This window comes from Paenibacillus sp. FSL H3-0321 (assembly GCF_038002865.1).
In the GTDB taxonomy this organism is placed as follows: Bacteria; Bacillota; Bacilli; order Paenibacillales; family Paenibacillaceae; genus Paenibacillus_AQ.
The window spans coordinates 7,598,224-7,614,534 of the sequence record NZ_JBBODH010000001.1; the positions used below are offsets into that span (position 1 = coordinate 7,598,224).

At 47.6% G+C, this 16,311-nt stretch carries 16 protein-coding genes; 14 read left to right on the forward strand and 2 right to left on the reverse strand.

Annotated elements, in window-relative coordinates; translation table 11 throughout:
• Nucleotides 1-99 precede the first annotated feature (99 nt).
• The 6 genes from MHI45_RS33610 to MHI45_RS33635 all read left to right on the forward strand — a co-directional run bounded on the left by MHI45_RS33610 (nt 100) and on the right by MHI45_RS33635 (nt 4,919).
• Nucleotides 100-450 carry a hypothetical protein gene (locus MHI45_RS33610; RefSeq protein ID WP_306080839.1) on the forward strand — a complete coding sequence of 117 codons (351 nt, stop codon included), beginning with the start codon at nt 100-102 and terminating at the stop codon, nt 448-450.
• Between the two features lie 147 nt (nt 451-597).
• Nucleotides 598-1,089, forward strand: coding sequence for a sigma-70 family RNA polymerase sigma factor (locus tag MHI45_RS33615; protein WP_083675798.1), 492 nt, complete (start codon nt 598-600; stop codon nt 1,087-1,089).
• Nucleotides 1,082-1,732: a hypothetical protein gene (locus MHI45_RS33620; protein ID WP_076112712.1), complete on the forward strand. Its 651-nt coding sequence runs from the start codon at nt 1,082-1,084 to the stop codon at nt 1,730-1,732. The genes MHI45_RS33615 and MHI45_RS33620 overlap by 8 nt, the downstream gene beginning before the upstream one ends.
• Before the next feature lie 111 nt (nt 1,733-1,843).
• The gene (locus MHI45_RS33625) at nt 1,844-3,076 is read left to right on the forward strand and encodes an aminopeptidase (protein ID WP_076112713.1); all 1,233 of its coding nucleotides are present in this window, start codon (nt 1,844-1,846) and stop codon (nt 3,074-3,076) included.
• A 174-nt stretch (nt 3,077-3,250) separates the two neighbouring features.
• The gene (locus MHI45_RS33630; RefSeq protein WP_306080840.1) at nt 3,251-3,781 is read left to right on the forward strand and encodes a sigma-70 family RNA polymerase sigma factor; all 531 of its coding nucleotides are present in this window, start codon (nt 3,251-3,253) and stop codon (nt 3,779-3,781) included.
• Nucleotides 3,771-4,919 (forward strand): DUF4179 domain-containing protein, encoded by a 1,149-nt coding sequence (locus tag MHI45_RS33635; protein ID WP_076112714.1) that lies wholly within the window; start codon nt 3,771-3,773, stop codon nt 4,917-4,919. Before MHI45_RS33630 ends, MHI45_RS33635 begins: the two co-directional genes overlap by 11 nt.
• 373 nt (nt 4,920-5,292) lie before the next feature.
• On the opposite strand, the gene MHI45_RS33640 is transcribed toward MHI45_RS33635, so the two are convergent.
• Complete coding sequence (locus MHI45_RS33640; protein WP_076112715.1) at nt 5,293-5,835, reverse strand: GNAT family N-acetyltransferase; 543 nt, start codon at nt 5,833-5,835, stop codon at nt 5,293-5,295.
• Nucleotides 5,823-6,293, reverse strand: coding sequence for a hypothetical protein (locus tag MHI45_RS33645; protein WP_076112716.1), 471 nt, complete (start codon nt 6,291-6,293; stop codon nt 5,823-5,825). The genes MHI45_RS33640 and MHI45_RS33645 overlap by 13 nt, the downstream gene beginning before the upstream one ends.
• A 252-nt stretch (nt 6,294-6,545) precedes the next feature.
• On the opposite strand from MHI45_RS33645, the gene MHI45_RS33650 reads away from it, so the two are divergent.
• The 8 genes from MHI45_RS33650 to bglX all read left to right on the forward strand — a co-directional run bounded on the left by MHI45_RS33650 (nt 6,546) and on the right by bglX (nt 16,273).
• Nucleotides 6,546-6,881, forward strand: a complete 336-nt coding sequence (locus MHI45_RS33650; protein ID WP_076112717.1) for an antibiotic biosynthesis monooxygenase — start codon at nt 6,546-6,548, stop codon at nt 6,879-6,881.
• A gap of 159 nt (nt 6,882-7,040) precedes the next feature.
• On the forward strand, nt 7,041-8,183 hold the full coding sequence (locus tag MHI45_RS33655) for an amidohydrolase family protein (RefSeq protein WP_256718198.1): 1,143 nt from the start codon (nt 7,041-7,043) through the stop codon (nt 8,181-8,183).
• A gap of 13 nt (nt 8,184-8,196) precedes the next feature.
• Complete coding sequence (locus MHI45_RS33660) at nt 8,197-9,213, forward strand: LacI family DNA-binding transcriptional regulator (RefSeq protein WP_256718202.1); 1,017 nt, start codon at nt 8,197-8,199, stop codon at nt 9,211-9,213.
• Nucleotides 9,214-9,707: 494 nt separating this feature from the next.
• Nucleotides 9,708-10,952 (forward strand): sugar ABC transporter substrate-binding protein, encoded by a 1,245-nt coding sequence (locus MHI45_RS33665; protein WP_076112719.1) that lies wholly within the window; start codon nt 9,708-9,710, stop codon nt 10,950-10,952.
• 119 nt (nt 10,953-11,071) lie between these two features.
• Nucleotides 11,072-11,971, forward strand: coding sequence for a carbohydrate ABC transporter permease (locus tag MHI45_RS33670; RefSeq protein ID WP_076112720.1), 900 nt, complete (start codon nt 11,072-11,074; stop codon nt 11,969-11,971).
• Between the two features lie 42 nt (nt 11,972-12,013).
• A complete protein-coding gene (locus tag MHI45_RS33675) occupies nt 12,014-12,838 on the forward strand; it encodes a carbohydrate ABC transporter permease (protein ID WP_341118666.1) in 825 nt (274 codons plus the stop codon).
• A gap of 42 nt (nt 12,839-12,880) precedes the next feature.
• Nucleotides 12,881-13,873, forward strand: coding sequence for a LacI family DNA-binding transcriptional regulator (locus tag MHI45_RS33680; protein WP_076112721.1), 993 nt, complete (start codon nt 12,881-12,883; stop codon nt 13,871-13,873).
• 231 nt (nt 13,874-14,104) lie between these two features.
• A complete protein-coding gene (bglX, locus tag MHI45_RS33685; RefSeq protein WP_076112722.1) occupies nt 14,105-16,273 on the forward strand; it encodes a beta-glucosidase BglX in 2,169 nt (722 codons plus the stop codon).
• Nucleotides 16,274-16,311 lie beyond the last annotated feature (38 nt).

Below are 16,311 nucleotides of genomic sequence, written 5' to 3' on the forward strand. Positions count from 1 at the left end.
TGCAGCAGAATCTATTTTATTATAGAAGTTTATGGAATAGGGCTCAACTTATTTATTGGCCTCATCCGGCATACATATGTTTGGAGAGGAGCGTGAGCAATGATGGAGAAGAAGGTTCAGCAGTATTATAAACTCAAAACAAAACAAAAGGAGCTTGAGAAGGAATTGGCCGAGCTGCGGCAGGACATTTTGTCCTACTGCAGTGAACGCGGGGAGACGGAGGAAGTGATTGGTAGCTACAAGGTTAAGCTTGTCACGCAGAACCGCAAGGAATATGATGATGAAAAGCTGTATAACACGTTGTCCGACCCGGAGGTTTGGCGTCTGCTCTCAAAGACCGATCCGGCAAAGGTGGCCAGTCTGACCAAACTGAATATCATCGCAGAAGAAAAGATTCAGCATACTTACGCTGTGAAGACCGTGACCTTGTTACAGGTGGATAAACAATAGACACTGATGCTGCCACAGGTTAATAGAACCCTTTGGCCTATCTATGAGAAGCAGACAGCGGCTCCTGCACGGGGCCGTATTTTTTTGTGAAGAAGTGAAACATATTCGCGGGTTCCGGCGTGTTATCAGTGAAGGGGGGGAGAGAGATTGGAGAAACAGTTGCCCTGCACTGAGAAATACATAAATGAAATGGTCCGGAAACATTCGGACATGGTACTGCGGCTGGCCTTAGCTTATGTCAGGAATATGGCTGACGCGCAGGATATTTGCCAGGATGTCTTTATCAGACTGTTTCAGCATCATCCTGAGTTTGCAGATCAGGATCATGAACGCGCATGGATGATAAAAGTCACCATTAACCGGTGTAAGGACATGCTGCGAAGCCCATGGAAAAGGTACATCTCTGCTATGGAAAGACCGGAATTGCCCATACCTGAAAAGGAGGATAGGGAAGTGGTATCAGCAGTGCTGAAGCTTCCCGTCAAATACCGGATAGTCATTCATTTCTATTATTTCGAAAATTACAGCACGGCAGAGATTGCCGCAATGCTGCAGTATAAAGAAGGTACAGTCCGCACACAGCTGAAGCGTGCAAGAGAGCGGCTGAAAGCCGTAATGGGAGGGATGGAGGATGAATAAATATGTGAATGGGATGAGGAAAATTACGGCTTCAACAGAGCTTGCAGAAGGGATAGTGAAGAAAGCCGTTCAGGAAAAAGCTGAATCGGATACAGGTAAGCCTGCACTAACCCGCCGTTATAGACTACAACCTGCCGTATCCATTATCGCCGCAGCGCTGGTTCTTCTTTCACTGCTTAGTTTGTTTCTGATCCAGAGTAACGGCCAGCGCCAGCCGGGTCAACGCCCCTTCCTGTCAGACATCTTCACGGTAACGGTGTACGCGGCAAACGGTGAGCCGCAAGAGGTACAGCCGGAAATTAAGTTCCCCATCGGGGACTATCGGGTGACCAACAGCAGGTCGCCGGGATTTCCGATACAGATCACGGCTGACGGCGCGGATGAAATCAGGCTGCAGACAACAGAGGGCAGTTTTCTTCGCTGGACTCCGCCGGATTATGTGGTGCATGAGCTCGGAACGGAGACGGCCATTGCATCCGGAGATACGATTTATTGGTCGCCATTACCCAGCAAGAATAGGGAGAGTGAACTGATCCTTACTGCCTACAGCAATCATACTGAAATTGGCAGGGCGCTTATTAGGATACAGTCTGACGAATCCGGTACTTACTCCGGTAAACTGGTGTGGAATGAGCAACAGTAGAGGTCAAAGCATAAAGAATCGCAACGAGGATCATTTTGCGTTAAAATAACAAGAGCAGTTCGTTTGGATTTGTAGAACTACAGCAATCTTAGATATGGAGGAAAAGAAGTCATGAAGGATTTTGAAGTGATGCTGGAGAAATATGCGGACCTCGTTGTGAAGGTCGGAGTAAATGTACAGCCTGGACAAGTGCTGATGATCCATTCTCCCCTGGAGACAGCCGAGCTTACGCGCCTGATCGTAGGCAAAGCCTATGAGGCCGGTGCTAAATACGTCATGGTGGACTGGGATGATGAGGCGGTTACGCGCATCCGTTACGAAAAGGCTCCCGAAGACTCTTTTGGTTATTACCCGCAATGGCATGCGGATATGCTGGAGGGTTTTGCCGAAGAGGGTGGAGCTATCTTACATATTAAAGTACCCGATCCGGAGCTTTTCCGCGGCATTGATTCCTCGAAGGTGTCAACAGCCGTCAAGGCTGCTGCAGTGGCGCGGAAGAAATATCAGAACTATACCCGGAACAATAAAATCAGCTGGTCCCTCATCAAAGCGCCGACGCGTGCATGGGCGGATAAGGTATTTGCCGATCTTCCAGCAGAAAAACGAGTGGAAGCGATGTGGGAAGCGGTATTCCAGATGAACCGCGTAGGCAGTGAGGACCCTGTTGCAGCCTGGCGGGAGCATATTGTCCAGCTGAAGCAAAGCCAGGACCGGATGAATGCCAAGCGCTACAAAAGCCTGCATTACCGCGCCCCCGGTACGGACCTGCATGTGGAACTGCCTGAAGGCCATTTGTGGCGCGGCGGCGGCGGTGAGAATGGCAACGGTGTATACTTCGTAGCGAACATGCCTACGGAAGAAATCTACACGATGCCGCGTCGCACAGGCGTCAACGGCACAGTGGCCAGTACCCTTCCGCTGAATTTGAACGGGCGTCTAGTGGATGGCATCACCGTTACTTTTACAAACGGCAAGGTTACCGCATACGATGCCGAGTCCGGGCATGAGCATCTGACTTCTCTTCTGGAAACGGATGAAGGTGCTTCCTACCTGGGCGAAGTGGCCCTGGTGCAGCACGACTCGCCAATCTCCCGGATGAGCCGGGTATTCTATAATACAGGCATCGATGAGAATGCTTCCTGCCATTTTGCGCTGGGTAGTGCTTACCCTGTCAATATTGAAGGCGGCGTTGGGCTAAGCAGCGAAGAATTGCTGGCGAAAGGCGCCAATGTAAGTTTGACGCATGTTGATTTCATGGTCGGCTCAGCTGAGCTTGATATCGACGGCGAACTGGCGGATGGTACCATTGAACCCGTATTCCGTAAAGGAAACTGGGTGCTATAACATACATTTATCGAAAAGTCGTAGTCCCGCTGAAAGGCGGGGTTTACGGCTTTTTTTTGTCAATTTCCACTTTACGGAATGAAGAAAAGGATAAATTACAATTTAAGAAAACTGTTTGCGTGTTCTCCCCGTCTTAACTATGTAAGGTAAGGGGGAGTAGGAGGAAAGATGACAATGTCCGGGGTAGAGATGAAGAGGGTTAGCAGTACAGTGTCGCGGGAAGAATCTGTGTTCTATGACACTGTGATAGAGCATAGCGAGCAGCTGTATCGTATAGCTTACAGTTATTTGGGCAACCGGAACGATGCGCTGGAAGCGGTACAGGAAATGACCTGCCGGGCGTGGATCAAGCGGAAAACGCTGAAAGATCCCAAGGCATTTAAATCTTGGATCATCCGGATTCTGATATATGTCTGCATAGATGAGCAGAGAAGACGCAAGCGCAGTGTTCCGACAGCGGACGAACAGATGCAGGAGCCCGTTACAATGCATAATACCAGCAGGATGGAAATGCTCTGGGCGCTTGAACAGGTGAAACCCAAGTACCGTCATGTGCTGCTGCTTAAATACTATAATGACATGACGTTGACAGAGATTGCGGAATTGTTGAACAAGCCGGAAGGGACAATCAAAACCTGGCAGCATAAAGGGCTTAAGCAGCTTAGGACGATTATCAGGAATCGGGGTGACTGGAATGATCAGTAACAAGGAAGAAGAGGAATTGCTATCAAACGCGGTTCAGATGCACCAGCAGGTAGAAGTGGAATTGGAGCAGCAGAGCAGCGCGATAAGGTTTGCGGTTCAACAGGGGCTTGAGAGGGGTAAGCGAAAAAGCAAGATGGCTTTATTCTCCAGAAGCACATTCATGGGATTTGCCGCAGCTGCTGCGGTCGCCATTCTGCTGTTTGTCCTTCCTTATCTCGAGTCAGAGCCGCAAACGGCCCGGCCGTTGCAAACGATTGACTGGACAGGGCTGGAGGATTTCAAAGATCTTTCTTCATTTGATGTCGACGACGAAACCGTTTATTCCGGACTTAGAAACGGATATATTCAAAAGATCAACAAATCGGTGAGCAGCGAAGGCTTTACGGTGACCTTGAACGCCGTTACTGCGGACGAGAATAAGCTTATTATTCTATATACGGCTACCACAGATAACGCTCAGGAGATTCACAGTATTAATAGTGCAAAGCTTGAAGACAAGGCAACGAACAGTTATTTGAAAGATACGATGCGGGTGGCCAGCCATTTTAGGGGACCGGGTGTGAAGAGTTACAGTAAATTCATCGGGCGGAGCACGTTTGATCTTGACCGGAACAAGCCATTCCCTGAACAGCTGGAAGCGGATTTTAAAATTGCTTTGGTAGACCCTGGCATGATGGAGGACCCCAATTCGGAAATTGCTTATGAAGATGTACAATATTCTCCCAGTCTTAAAATCAGTTTTACTTTAGCTTCCAAGTTTAAGGAGCATCCAACCCAAACCGTATATCCGGACAAGACTTTTACACTGGAAGGGCATGAGATAACGCTGACCCAGGTTGAATTCTCCCCCTTAATGACCCGGGTGAATTTGGCGTTGCAGGAGAACGAGCGTGATCAATGGCAGATAAGAGACAAATTGTTTGTGGCGATCAGGGGAACGGAAATTGCCTCTGAGACGAAAAAGGGAGTAGGTCGGCTTCTCTCGTACTCCGGGGGCGGGACGGATGAGGGTTTTAGTTATCTGCTCAGCAGCAATCTTTTGGATAACCCAAGGTCTATGGAGCTGTTAATTAAGACTGGATCAGAGGAAGAGGGCCTATCGGAGATCAAGCTTAAGATTCCTGTAGTTAATCAATAACCTTTGCCTTGTACACACTGAAACTATATAGATTGAACTTGTGGTTTTAGATTTCAGGACCAGTCGCAACTACAGTGAATATTTGGACTTCCGGCCGCTGTTGTCTTCAAATTTCTTGATTTTAACCGCTATAGCGGTAGAAATCCGAAGACTGCTTATGCTTTCGATGCTAGCTTTCCTTCGGAAAGCTTTCAGGCGGACACTACCGTTCCTCCAGTTCCCAAATTCCCCTCCGTTGCTCCTTTCCCTTTTCTCAAGTTTTTAAGTTCAATCTATATAGTAATAAACAGGGTCAGCATAGTCGTGCTGACCCTGTTCCTTTTATCCCTGTAAATGAGAGGTATCATTGAATACTTGAGGGAGTGCTGCTGCCCTATAGATTAAGCTGGACCCAGTCTTTTTCAAGCATCGAATAGATCAGCTCATCACACCAGGTTTGATTGCAATATCTTGTCTCCCGGAGTACGCCATCTTTGATCATGCCCACACGGATCATCAGGTTCTCAGAGCGGACGTTATCAGCATTGGCATATGCTACGATTCGATGGGCCTGAAGAGATTCAAAGGCATAGCCGGTCATCAGCCTAACCGCTTCCGCAGCATAACCCTGCCGCCAATAATCCGGATGCAGCGCCCAGCCGATTTCCCATTCCCTGATTTCTGACCAGTTCAGCTTAAGGCTGATGCCACCTAAGGGTATGTTATCTGCAGTTCTGCAAATGATCAAATTGAAATGTTCACGGGGTGTGCACTGTGCATGTGATAAAGCTGCTTCAAAATCCTTTTGAATTTGTGCGGCATCCGGTCTGTGGTTCTCGAAACGGGTGGTCAGCTCATGGCCCTCCAATTCCCCGAAAAAAGTACGGTCGCTGTCGGAAAAATCCCTTAGCTGTATTCGCTCGCCTATAATTTCCATTCTCTATAGCTCCTGTCTGTCTCCATTATTAAATCTAAATACCATCTTAGGGCCGTCAACGGTCGTTTCAAGCTTCTCTTCATACTTGCCATTTGCATAGCCCGATACGGTCTTTCTCCAGAACTTTTTTCCGGTGATGTTCTTTTCCGGTTTACGAAGTAGTTTACACCTTTGGCGCAATAAGGCGGGGTAGCGATGAATGCAAAGCCGGCAGGCACAGCACCCACTTTGATTAAAAAAGGATACAGGCATCCCGGTTTCTCCCACCAAACATTCTGCACCTCGTATTGATCGGCCAAAGTTCTGATTTCCTGGCTGTCTTCGAAGATGCCGTGCCTGTTAAGGCCGGGGCCATCCGTAAGTCCATAGTGACCGGATAAATCATGAAAGTATAAAGGATAGAGATTTTTGATTATATAAGCTTCGTTTGTATCCGCAAGTTTGACCTGAACATTCATAACAGGCCAACTTTCTCCAGTAAAGGATGGTTGTAATTATACCGAGTATATATTTGCCTGAAACTTCGTACAAGAGAGAGTTCAGTTAAAAAAGAAGTATGCACCTATTCAATAGAGAAAGACTGTTTTTCTATCCGACTAGAAATGATAACGATTATCAATTAGAATAAAACAGTGAGTTGAAACAAGAGAATATGCCAAGCAAAAGCAGCAGAGCTAGAGGCGCTTATGGCATCATAGGAGGAATCATTGATGTTTATTCAGACCAGATCCATCGTCATTGAGAAGGGGAACAGCGATAAAGTGATTGAAAAGTTCAGTGCACCTGGGGCGCTGGAGGAAATGGAAGGGCTCATTGATATCAGCGTTACGCTGAACAAGAAGAGCAGGGATAACGAGGAGGTCTTGCTCCTGATCCGCTGGGAATCAGAGGAAGCGTGGAAGAATTGGGAGAAAAGTGATGCGCATATCCAGGGCCACCGCAACAGCAGAGGCCAAGAGAAACCGGCTTTTATCATCAGCACAACGGTAAATATGTATGAAGTACAAAAGATAAAAGAAGGCAAGGCCTACAGAAAACAAGTGTAGGATACAGACGGCCACGGTGGTTTACAAAAGAACCGCCGGCGGCTGGTTTGACAACTATGTCGGAAACGTTCCCGAAAATGACATTTACATATTATAGATATAGAATTATAATTATCGTAAATATCGGGAACGTTTCCGAAAATAAGGAGGTATCTGATCATGATGCGCAGAAATGTGGTGTGGCTGCTCGGTACTATTATTGTACTCGGAGCACTGGCTGGTTTGTATCTGCGGAATGAGCAAGCCAAAGATATAGCAGACCCTGTGTTGGAACAGACCATACAGTCCTCTATGCCCAATACAGCGGAACCTGCCGCTGCAGAAGCCAGCATTGCTCCCGATCAGGCAGACAATCCGCTGACAGATTTAGTTGCCAAGTATAAGGACCTGGGTCTTATCGACGCCCATAATCATGATGCCAGTCTAATGAAGTATATGATTATGCTAAAGACTTGGAAAGATCATGGAGTGCAGCAAGTAGTCCTGTTTGGTGATGTGTCTGAGCCGAGTGCCGTTATTTCCGATAAGTTTGCATGGAAGGCTTATCAGGAGCACCCGGAGACTATTATTCCGTATTTCTGCGGATTTGACCTGCATCGCGTAGAGAGCCTGACGGTAGTGAGAAATAATCTGGAGCAGGGATATATGGGCATTGGCGAAATCGCTGCTGCCTCCACGATGTCCCCGGTTGTATCCCGGGTGGCCTGGAAGGCCAATCATCCTCTCGATGGCTATCTTCCGCAAATCTATGATTTGGCCGCAGAATACAAGGTGCCGGTGCTGCTGCACATTGATCCGCCTAGCGGTATGCCGGTTGAGAAGCTGGAGCAGGCACTGGAAGAGCATCCGGACACGATGATGATTTTTGCGCATATAAATGCCTACAATACACCGGAAGAGATTGAGCGGCTGCTTTCCGCACACCCCAATTTATATGCTGACTTTTTTGCCGGGTTCTCTGTTTATAATCCAGCTGGGGGAGGTGCACCGGAACAATTCATTCCTGTCATGAAAAAGTTCCCCGACCGCTTTATGCTGAGCACAGACTCCGGGTATGGAATAGCGGGTGAAGAACAGGCGATAGCCGCGATGTACCAAATGCTTGAGCTGATTGAGGATCCTGTCCTTGCGCGGAAAATCGCTCATGACAATCTGGCCGCGCTCATAGAGCATCAACCCGCAACTAACACTCAGCGCGAAGCTCTGCGCAAGCTTGAGCAGGAAACCGGAAAGGACTATCATGTGGAAACGCTCTTGAAGGTGGAGGCGGGTAAAATCTTGGCGGAAGCCGCAAAAGGATGAGATCAGCTTGGAAGTGACGATACAGCATATTGCGGAAAAGCTGGGCTTATCGGTCAGTACCGTATCCAGAGCGTTGAACGGCAGTTACGGTGTACATCCGAAAACCATAGCCCGCGTGCAAGAAGCGGCCCAGTCCCTTGGATACGTCCCCAATTTGGGTGCCAAGCAGCTGGTCACCCGTAAAAGCAACCTGGTTGGTGTATTCATGCCGGAGATGGAAAAGGAGTCGATTCGTGAGTTCGACGATATTTTTGCCACCTTAAGAAAGGCCTTACGGCTCTACCAGAAGGAGATTCTAATTTTCTCAGTGCCCTTTACGGAGTATAAGCCCAACAGCTTAACCGAATGGGTGCGGATGAGAAATCTGGAAGGCTGTGTATTTATGCCACCCTTTGCCAAGAATCACCCGCTCATCAAGGAAGCGGTAAAGCTGCAGGTTCCCTCTGTAAATCTTGGCTCGGCTGTAGGACCACGCTGCTCACTGGTTGCTTCTGACGACCGGGAAGGCGGGAAAATAGCAGCCGCCTATTTGATTGGGCAAGGACATCGAAGAATCGGCTATATTACTGGCCCCCCGGATGTAAGCATATGCGAGGAACGCTACAAGGGCTTCAGCGAGATATTTTTAACCGAAACAGGGACTCTCCATGATTCCGCCCAACTGGAATATGGAGATTTTGGCGGGGAGAGCGGAGCGGTGGCAGTCCTGAAACTGTTGGCAAGGGCACCTGAGCTGACGGCGGTTTGCTGCGCAAATGACTTAATGGCAATGGGCGCGGTTATGGAGCTTGCCCGCAAAGGCATCTCCGTGCCTCAGGATATCTCTGTAATGGGCTATGATGGAGCATTTTTTACCGCATATAATAACCCGCCGCTGACTACAGTGCGGCATCAGTACGAACGTATGGGGACACTCGCTGCTGAAATGCTGCTTGAAGTGATGAACGGCGGAGCTGGCAGAACATTGAAACTTGTCCCGGAATTGATCTGCCGGGAATCGGTTAATGCTAACCAAATTTCAACGAATTAATGAATTAATTAGAAGGGCAGTCAGGTTATTTCAAGTCTGCTGCAATACAATTAGGACGCGCTGAGTTTTGTACAGTACGTCCTTTTTTGTAAAGATTTATACAGCGGATTCCATTATTTACTTTTTAAAAGCTGAGATAAATCCAGATATTAACACTGCGTCCTTGAGTTGGCTGTGAAAATCTGTTTTTTTTAATAAGCCACTTGAAATCGCTAACACATGGATTTATAATAGGGCTATCGAAACGATTCGAATCAACCATCGAATGAATTAGCAATATGTTCTCGGAAATGCTCATTCAACTCGAAAAATGTCTGAAAATTGGTTTCATCCTACATTTTTTTGGTTAATATTACCTGTAACTACCTCGGGGAATAAGAAAAAGAATGATAATATTCGAATTTTTTTTCGATAATAATCGAAACGTTTCGATGTAAGGGCTTTTATCATAGTTTTTTAAGTTTTGCTCATACTAAAACAGGGGTGAAAGAGAAATGAAGAAAAAAACTGGAGTTACGATGATGGCAATGTTGATGAGCTTCTCATTAGTTGCGGCGGGTTGCGGTAACAATTCCAACAATGCAGCATCGGGAGATAACAAGACGCTTAAAGTATGGTTCATGGGTACATCTGATACCGTAGATCCTATTGCTAAAATGTATGAAGAAAAAAATCCTGGCATCAAAGTGGATGTGCAAGCGATCCCATGGGATACCGCACATGATAAGCTGCTGACCGCAGTCGCTTCCAAAAACGGCCCGGACGTTATTCAGATGGGTACCACATGGATTCCTGAATTCGCCGCTGCCGGAGCTTTGAAAGATATGACTCCATACATCGAAAAGTATCCAAGCATGAAACCGGAGAACTTCTTTGACGGAGCCGTTGAAACGACGAAATATCAAGACCAGACGGTTGGTATCCCATTCTATGTTGAGACACGGGCGCTGTTCTACCGCACCGATATGCTTGGTGATGTTGGATACCCTGAAGGTCCAAAAACTTGGGACGAGCTGAAGGATGCAAGCAAGAAGCTGGTGGAAAAAGGCGGAGCCGGACATTATGCCTTGCCGATTGAAGGTAAAGACTCTATCTACCCTGTAATTTTTGCTTGGCAGAACGGCAGCGATATTATTGATAGCAACCGTAAGCCACAGTTTAATCAACCGGCCTATGTGGAAACTGTTAATTTTCTGAAAAGCTTCTACGATGAAGGATTGTCGCCTAAAGGCACTGACCTTGATACTGTAGCAGCATTCAAAGACGGAACGATGGCTATGTTCATCAGCGGTCCTTGGATGATCCAGACTGTAAAAGAGAAAAACCCTGAAATTGACGGAAAATGGGCTGTAACGACATTGCCTGCCAAAGTAACCAACACCTCTTCCATTGGCGGTGCTGATCTGTCCATCTTCAACTACAGTAAAAATCCGGATGAAGCTGCAAAATTCATTGCTTTCATGGCCGAACAGGATGCACAGCTGAAGTATTTCGAAACTTCTAACTCCATGCCGGCACTCAAAGCAGCTTGGAAGAACGAAGCGCTTCAGGATCCAATGATTGCAGCGTTCGGTAAACAGCTTGAAAATTCCCGTCCGGCTCCAACGGTCAGAGAATATGAAGAAATTGCACAGGCTGCAATGGCTGCTTTCGAGCAGATTACCATGGGCGGTGCAGATACACAAACCGAGCTGGACAAGCTGAACGCCAAAGCGAATGAATTGCTGGGCAACAAATAATTATTGAAGTATTGTGTCAGGCGGACTGCCGGGATCTCTTTTTTACGGAGGTTCCGGCATTATGCCTGTATATCCTTCCACACGGAAGGAAGTGAAAGAATGCGAAGGGGTGTGATGTTGTGAGTTCATTTGTCAAGCAGTGGAACAAGCATAAGTATCCATATTTGTTTATCGCGCCTGCGGTAATCCTGCTGACCCTTTTTTCGATTATCCCGATAATTATCGCACTGGTCATCAGTTTTACGGATATGGATTTGGTGGGGCTTGCGGATTATTCGAATATAAGTGCAATTGGTTTTGATAACTATTTTAATATTTTCAAAGATCCTATTTTCTTAAAGTCGATGTACAACACACTTATTTATGTTGTGGTCGGGGTTCCCTGCGTGGTTATTGCTTCCATGGGGGTTGCATTGCTGCTGAATTACGGAACAGGCTGGCTGTTTAAAAGCTTCCGGGTGATTTATTATATGCCTTCCATTACCAACATTGTGGCCGTAGCCGTAGTATGGGGTTATTTGTACAACGGGTCGTACGGTTTGTTTAACTATGTTCTTTCCTGGTTTGACCTGCCTGCGCAGCAATGGCTCCAAGATCCTGTGCTGGCGAAATTTTCACTTATCCTGCTGGCGTTCTGGAAATCAATTGGTCTCAATATGATCATCTTCCTGGCGGCCCTTCAGGGGATTCCGCGTTCGTATTATGAAGCTGCGGAAATCGACGGTGCAACCGGCTGGAAGAAGCTGCGCTACATCACTGTTCCTTTGCTTGGATTCGCTACTTTCTTTGTGACCATTACGACCCTGATCGGCTGGATTCAGTTCTTCGAAGAGCCGCTCGTGATGACAAAAGGTGGACCGCTGAATGCAACGATGTCAATGGCGCTCTTTATTTACAATAACGGGTTCCAGCTGAGCAAATTCGGTTATGCGGCTTCGGGTTCATTCATACTGTTCATCATCATTATTATTGCGACACTTATCCAATTCGCGGTCAAAAAGAAAGAAGTGGAATACTAAGCTTCAGCGTGATGCTGATGGCTTAAGAAGGAGGGAACTAGCATGGCACTGAAGATGAAGAAGATGGAAAAAGGAATTATGATTACCCTGCTCGTTGTCGGAGGACTTCTGATGATGGTGCCGTTTATTTGGATGATCAGTTCATCCTTTAAACCAGAGAATGAATTTACGGTGATTCCACCGTCGCTTTTCCCGGCACACCCAACGTTTAACAACTACCGGGATTTGTTCGTGAAGATGGATTTTCTAATTTATTTGAAAAATACGCTAATTATCGTGTTATGTTCTTTCGCCGGACTGTTTTTGAATGCGATGGCCGGTTATGCTTTTGCGAAATTTGATTTTCCGGGCAAAAATAAGTTCTTCTTTATTATCCTGGGTACGATGATGATTCCATCACAAGTAACCATGATCCCGACGTATCTGATTATTAATCAAATGCATCTCGTAAATACGATGGCGGGTATCGTTCTGCCCGGCTTGGTAGGGGCGTTTGCGATATTCTTGTTCCGTCAGTTTATGACTACCATTCCGATGGATCTGCTGGAAGCGGCAAGGCTGGATGGAGCGGGCGAACTGCGGATCTTTTTCCAGCTGATGGTGCCGATCGTGAAGCCGGTGTTTGCGGTGCAAGGGATTTTGACGTTTATCGGGGCCTGGAACAGCTTCCTGTGGCCGCTGATTATCGCCAATGACGAGAAACTGTATACACTCTCAGTAGGTTTGTCCTTGCTGAAAGGCCAATATGGTACAGCGTTTGGACTGCAGATGGCCGGTGCGGCATTTATGGTCATTCCAATTATTATCATATTTATCTTCTTCCAGAAGCATATCATAGAAGGATATACGATCTCTGGCATAAAATAGTATAGAGAGAAATAATGCAGGGCTTAGGAAGGGTTGAAATGGATGGCAACAATCAAGGATGTGGCCAAGCTGGCGGGGGTAGCGCTGTCCACGGCTTCGTATGCGATGAGCGGGGACAGCAAGGTTAGCGCAAAAACGAGAGAAAAAGTTCTGGCAGCAGCAAGACAGCTGAATTATCAAAAAAACGGCTTTGCCATGGATTTGAAGCGGAGCCGGACCAATACGATTGCACTCATATTAACGGATTTGTCCGGTCCTTATTATTCGGAGCTCATCCGCAGCATTCAGGATGTTGCGCTATCCAACTCCTATGACCTGATTGCCTGCAGTTCGATGGGTGGAAAAGATTCCACGGCTGTGCGTTATTTACTCGAAAAAAGAGTAGATGGTGCTATTGTGCTGGCTCATAATATTACAGTAGATCTTCTTCACGCTGCTGCGGGTGCGCGTTTTCCAATCGTCGTGATGGATCGTCTCATTTCCGGTGAAGGCCTTATTAATGTAGTGGTAGACAGCGAACAGGGTGGTTACAGTGCGACCCATTATCTGATTGAAAAAGGGCATCATTCCATTGCTTATATTAGCGGGCCTGCGAACTCTTATGACAATGCACTGCGTTATCAGGGGTATTTGCGTGCCATGCGTGAGGCGGGACTAAATGAAAAAACGAAGTGGAAGCTGAGCGGCAACTTTGTCCGTGAGGGCGGTTATAAAGCAACGAAGATGATGCTGGTGCAGGGTGAGCTGCCTTCGGCGGTGTTTTATGCCAATGACGAAATGGCAGTCGGGGGAATGAAGGCATTGGAGGAAGCCGGAGTTTCCGTGCCGGATGATCTTTCGGTCATTGGATTTGACGATATCCAGTTAGCCGAATATCTTCAGCCAAGGCTGACCACCATTCGTCAACCAATGTACGAATCCGGTTCGCTGGCCGGACATCTGCTGTTCCAAAGGTTGAACGGAGATGAGGTCAACGATTTCTACAAGCTCAAGATCGAACTGATTGAACGGAGCTCGGTTAAAATCAACAGTTAATCGGAGCTGGATGCGATAATCCCGCCGAACGCTTAGTTTTTGGCCTAGCGCGGCGGCAAGCTTCCGGTTATTTATCGGGCAAGAGAAGATTCTGGCACTCTTAATGCTCCGTATTGCTGTCGAAATTAATAGAAACGTTTATGAAAAAGAGATAACATATACTAGAAAAGACCATATAAATAAAGAGATAATAGAATAGAAACGTTTCGTTTCGGTGGAGGGAATACAACCATGACTGAACATCTCTATCACAAATATGTTAAGCACATGACACTTGAAGAAAAGATAGCGCAGCTGCTGCAGCTCGCAGCCCCCTTTTATGACGAACCGGGCGATCATTCGGAAATCACCGGACCTATGGAGGAGCTCGGTATCGGCAGTGAGACAAAACTTGCGGCTGGTTCCGTACTTGGAATAGCCGGTGCAGAGAAAATGATGGCTGTGCAGAAAGAACATCTGAAGAATAACAGACACGGCATCCCGCTGCTGTTTATGGCGGACATTGTACATGGATTCAAGACGATTTTTCCGATTCCGCTGGCGATCGGCTGCTCCTGGAACCCGGAACTCGCTGAACAGAGTGCAGAAATTGCCGCTCGTGAAGCTGCAGTATCAGGACTTCATGTAACTTTTGCGCCGATGGTGGATTTGGTCCGGGATGCCCGCTGGGGCCGTGTGATGGAATCAACCGGTGAAGATCCCTATTTGAACTCTGTATTTGCCAAGGCATTTGTACAGGGATTCCAAGGGGATGACCTGAGAAATGATGTTTCCCGTGTTGCAGCCTGCGTGAAGCATTTTGCAGCTTATGGACTGGCAGAAGGCGGACGTGATTACAATTCAGTCGACTTGTCAGAACGCCAGCTGCGCGAATACTACTTGCCGGCCTATAAAGCAGCGGTAGACGCAGGAGTCGAGATGGTGATGACTTCCTTTAATATTGTGGACGGGATTCCGGCTACCGGAAACAGCAAGCTGCTGCGCAGCCTTTTGCGTGAAGAATGGGGTTTTGAGGGAATCGTCATTTCAGACTGGGCGGCCATTAAGGAAATTATTGCCCATGGTGCTGCCGAAGACGAAAAAGAAGCCGCCTTTAAGGCAATCTGGAGTGGCGTCGACATCGATATGATGACTACAAGCTATGTGAACCATCTGCCGGAACTGGTGGCAGAAGGCCTTGTGGATGAAGCGCTGATTGATGAAGCAGTGCTGCGGATTCTGAAGCTGAAGGAAAAGCTGGGCTTGTTCGAGAATCCAATGCGTGGTGCGGATCCGGTTCTTGAACGCGAGATTGTGTTCTCCGCCGAGCATCGCCAGGTTTCCCGCAAGCTTGCCGAGAAATCCAGTGTACTGCTTAAGAACGAAGGTGTACTGCCGCTGGCGCCTGAGCAACGGGTTGCATTGATTGGTCCGTTTGCGAATAGCGGAGATATTCTGGGCTGGTGGTCCTGGACGGGTTCTAAAGAGACGGCGGTCAAGCTTGGAGAATCCATGCGTATACTCAGCGAAAATCCGGGCAATGTGATTATTGCCGAGGGAAGCGGCATCGATTCGATCAGCGAGTCTCAGCGTAATGAGGCCTTGAAAGCAGCCGCAGATGCCGATGTAATCGTGCTTGCGGTCGGTGAATCCTCAGAGATGAGCGGTGAAGGCGGCAGCCGCAGTAATATCAAATTGCCGCAGGCGCAGCTGGAACTGATTGAGCTGATGAAAGGGCTGGGCAAACCTTTAGCTGTAGTCCTGTTTAACGGCCGCCCGCTCGATCTGCATGGTGTGTATGATCTTGCCAATGCTGTACTTGAAGCATGGTTCCCGGGAAGTGAAGGCGGTGCTGCGCTGGCAGATCTGTTATACGGAAAGGTTAATCCATCCGGAAAGCTCAGTATGTCCGTTCCTTATTCCGTTGGCCAGATTCCGGTTTATTATAACTCCTTCAGCACCGGCCGTCCCAAACCGGAAGAAGAGACAGGCAACCGTTATATTTCCCAGTACCTTGATATTCCTAACGAACCGCTCCTTCCATTTGGCTTCGGTCTAAGTTATACGGATTTCTCCTATGACGGACTTACACTTTCAGCGGAGACAATGAAGGCTGATCAGCCGATTGAGGCGAAGGTGACTGTCACAAATACCGGGAAGATGGCTGGAACAGAAACGGTTCAACTTTATATCCGTGATGTATCGGCAGAGGTAGTCCGCCCGGTTAAAGAGCTGAAAGGCTTCAAGCAGGTCGAACTGGCTCCGGGAGAAAGCAGCGAGGTTGTCTTCCGGATTGACGAAAGTATGCTCCGCTATCACCACAGTGACTTGTCCGTAAGCAGTGACCGCGGCCAATTCAGCCTGTTCATCGGCGCTAGCAGCAAGGATGTTCAGGCAGCGTCTTTCCGTTTGCTTAAATAATGCGAAATGTTAAACACAAATACTGACGAATAGCGGCA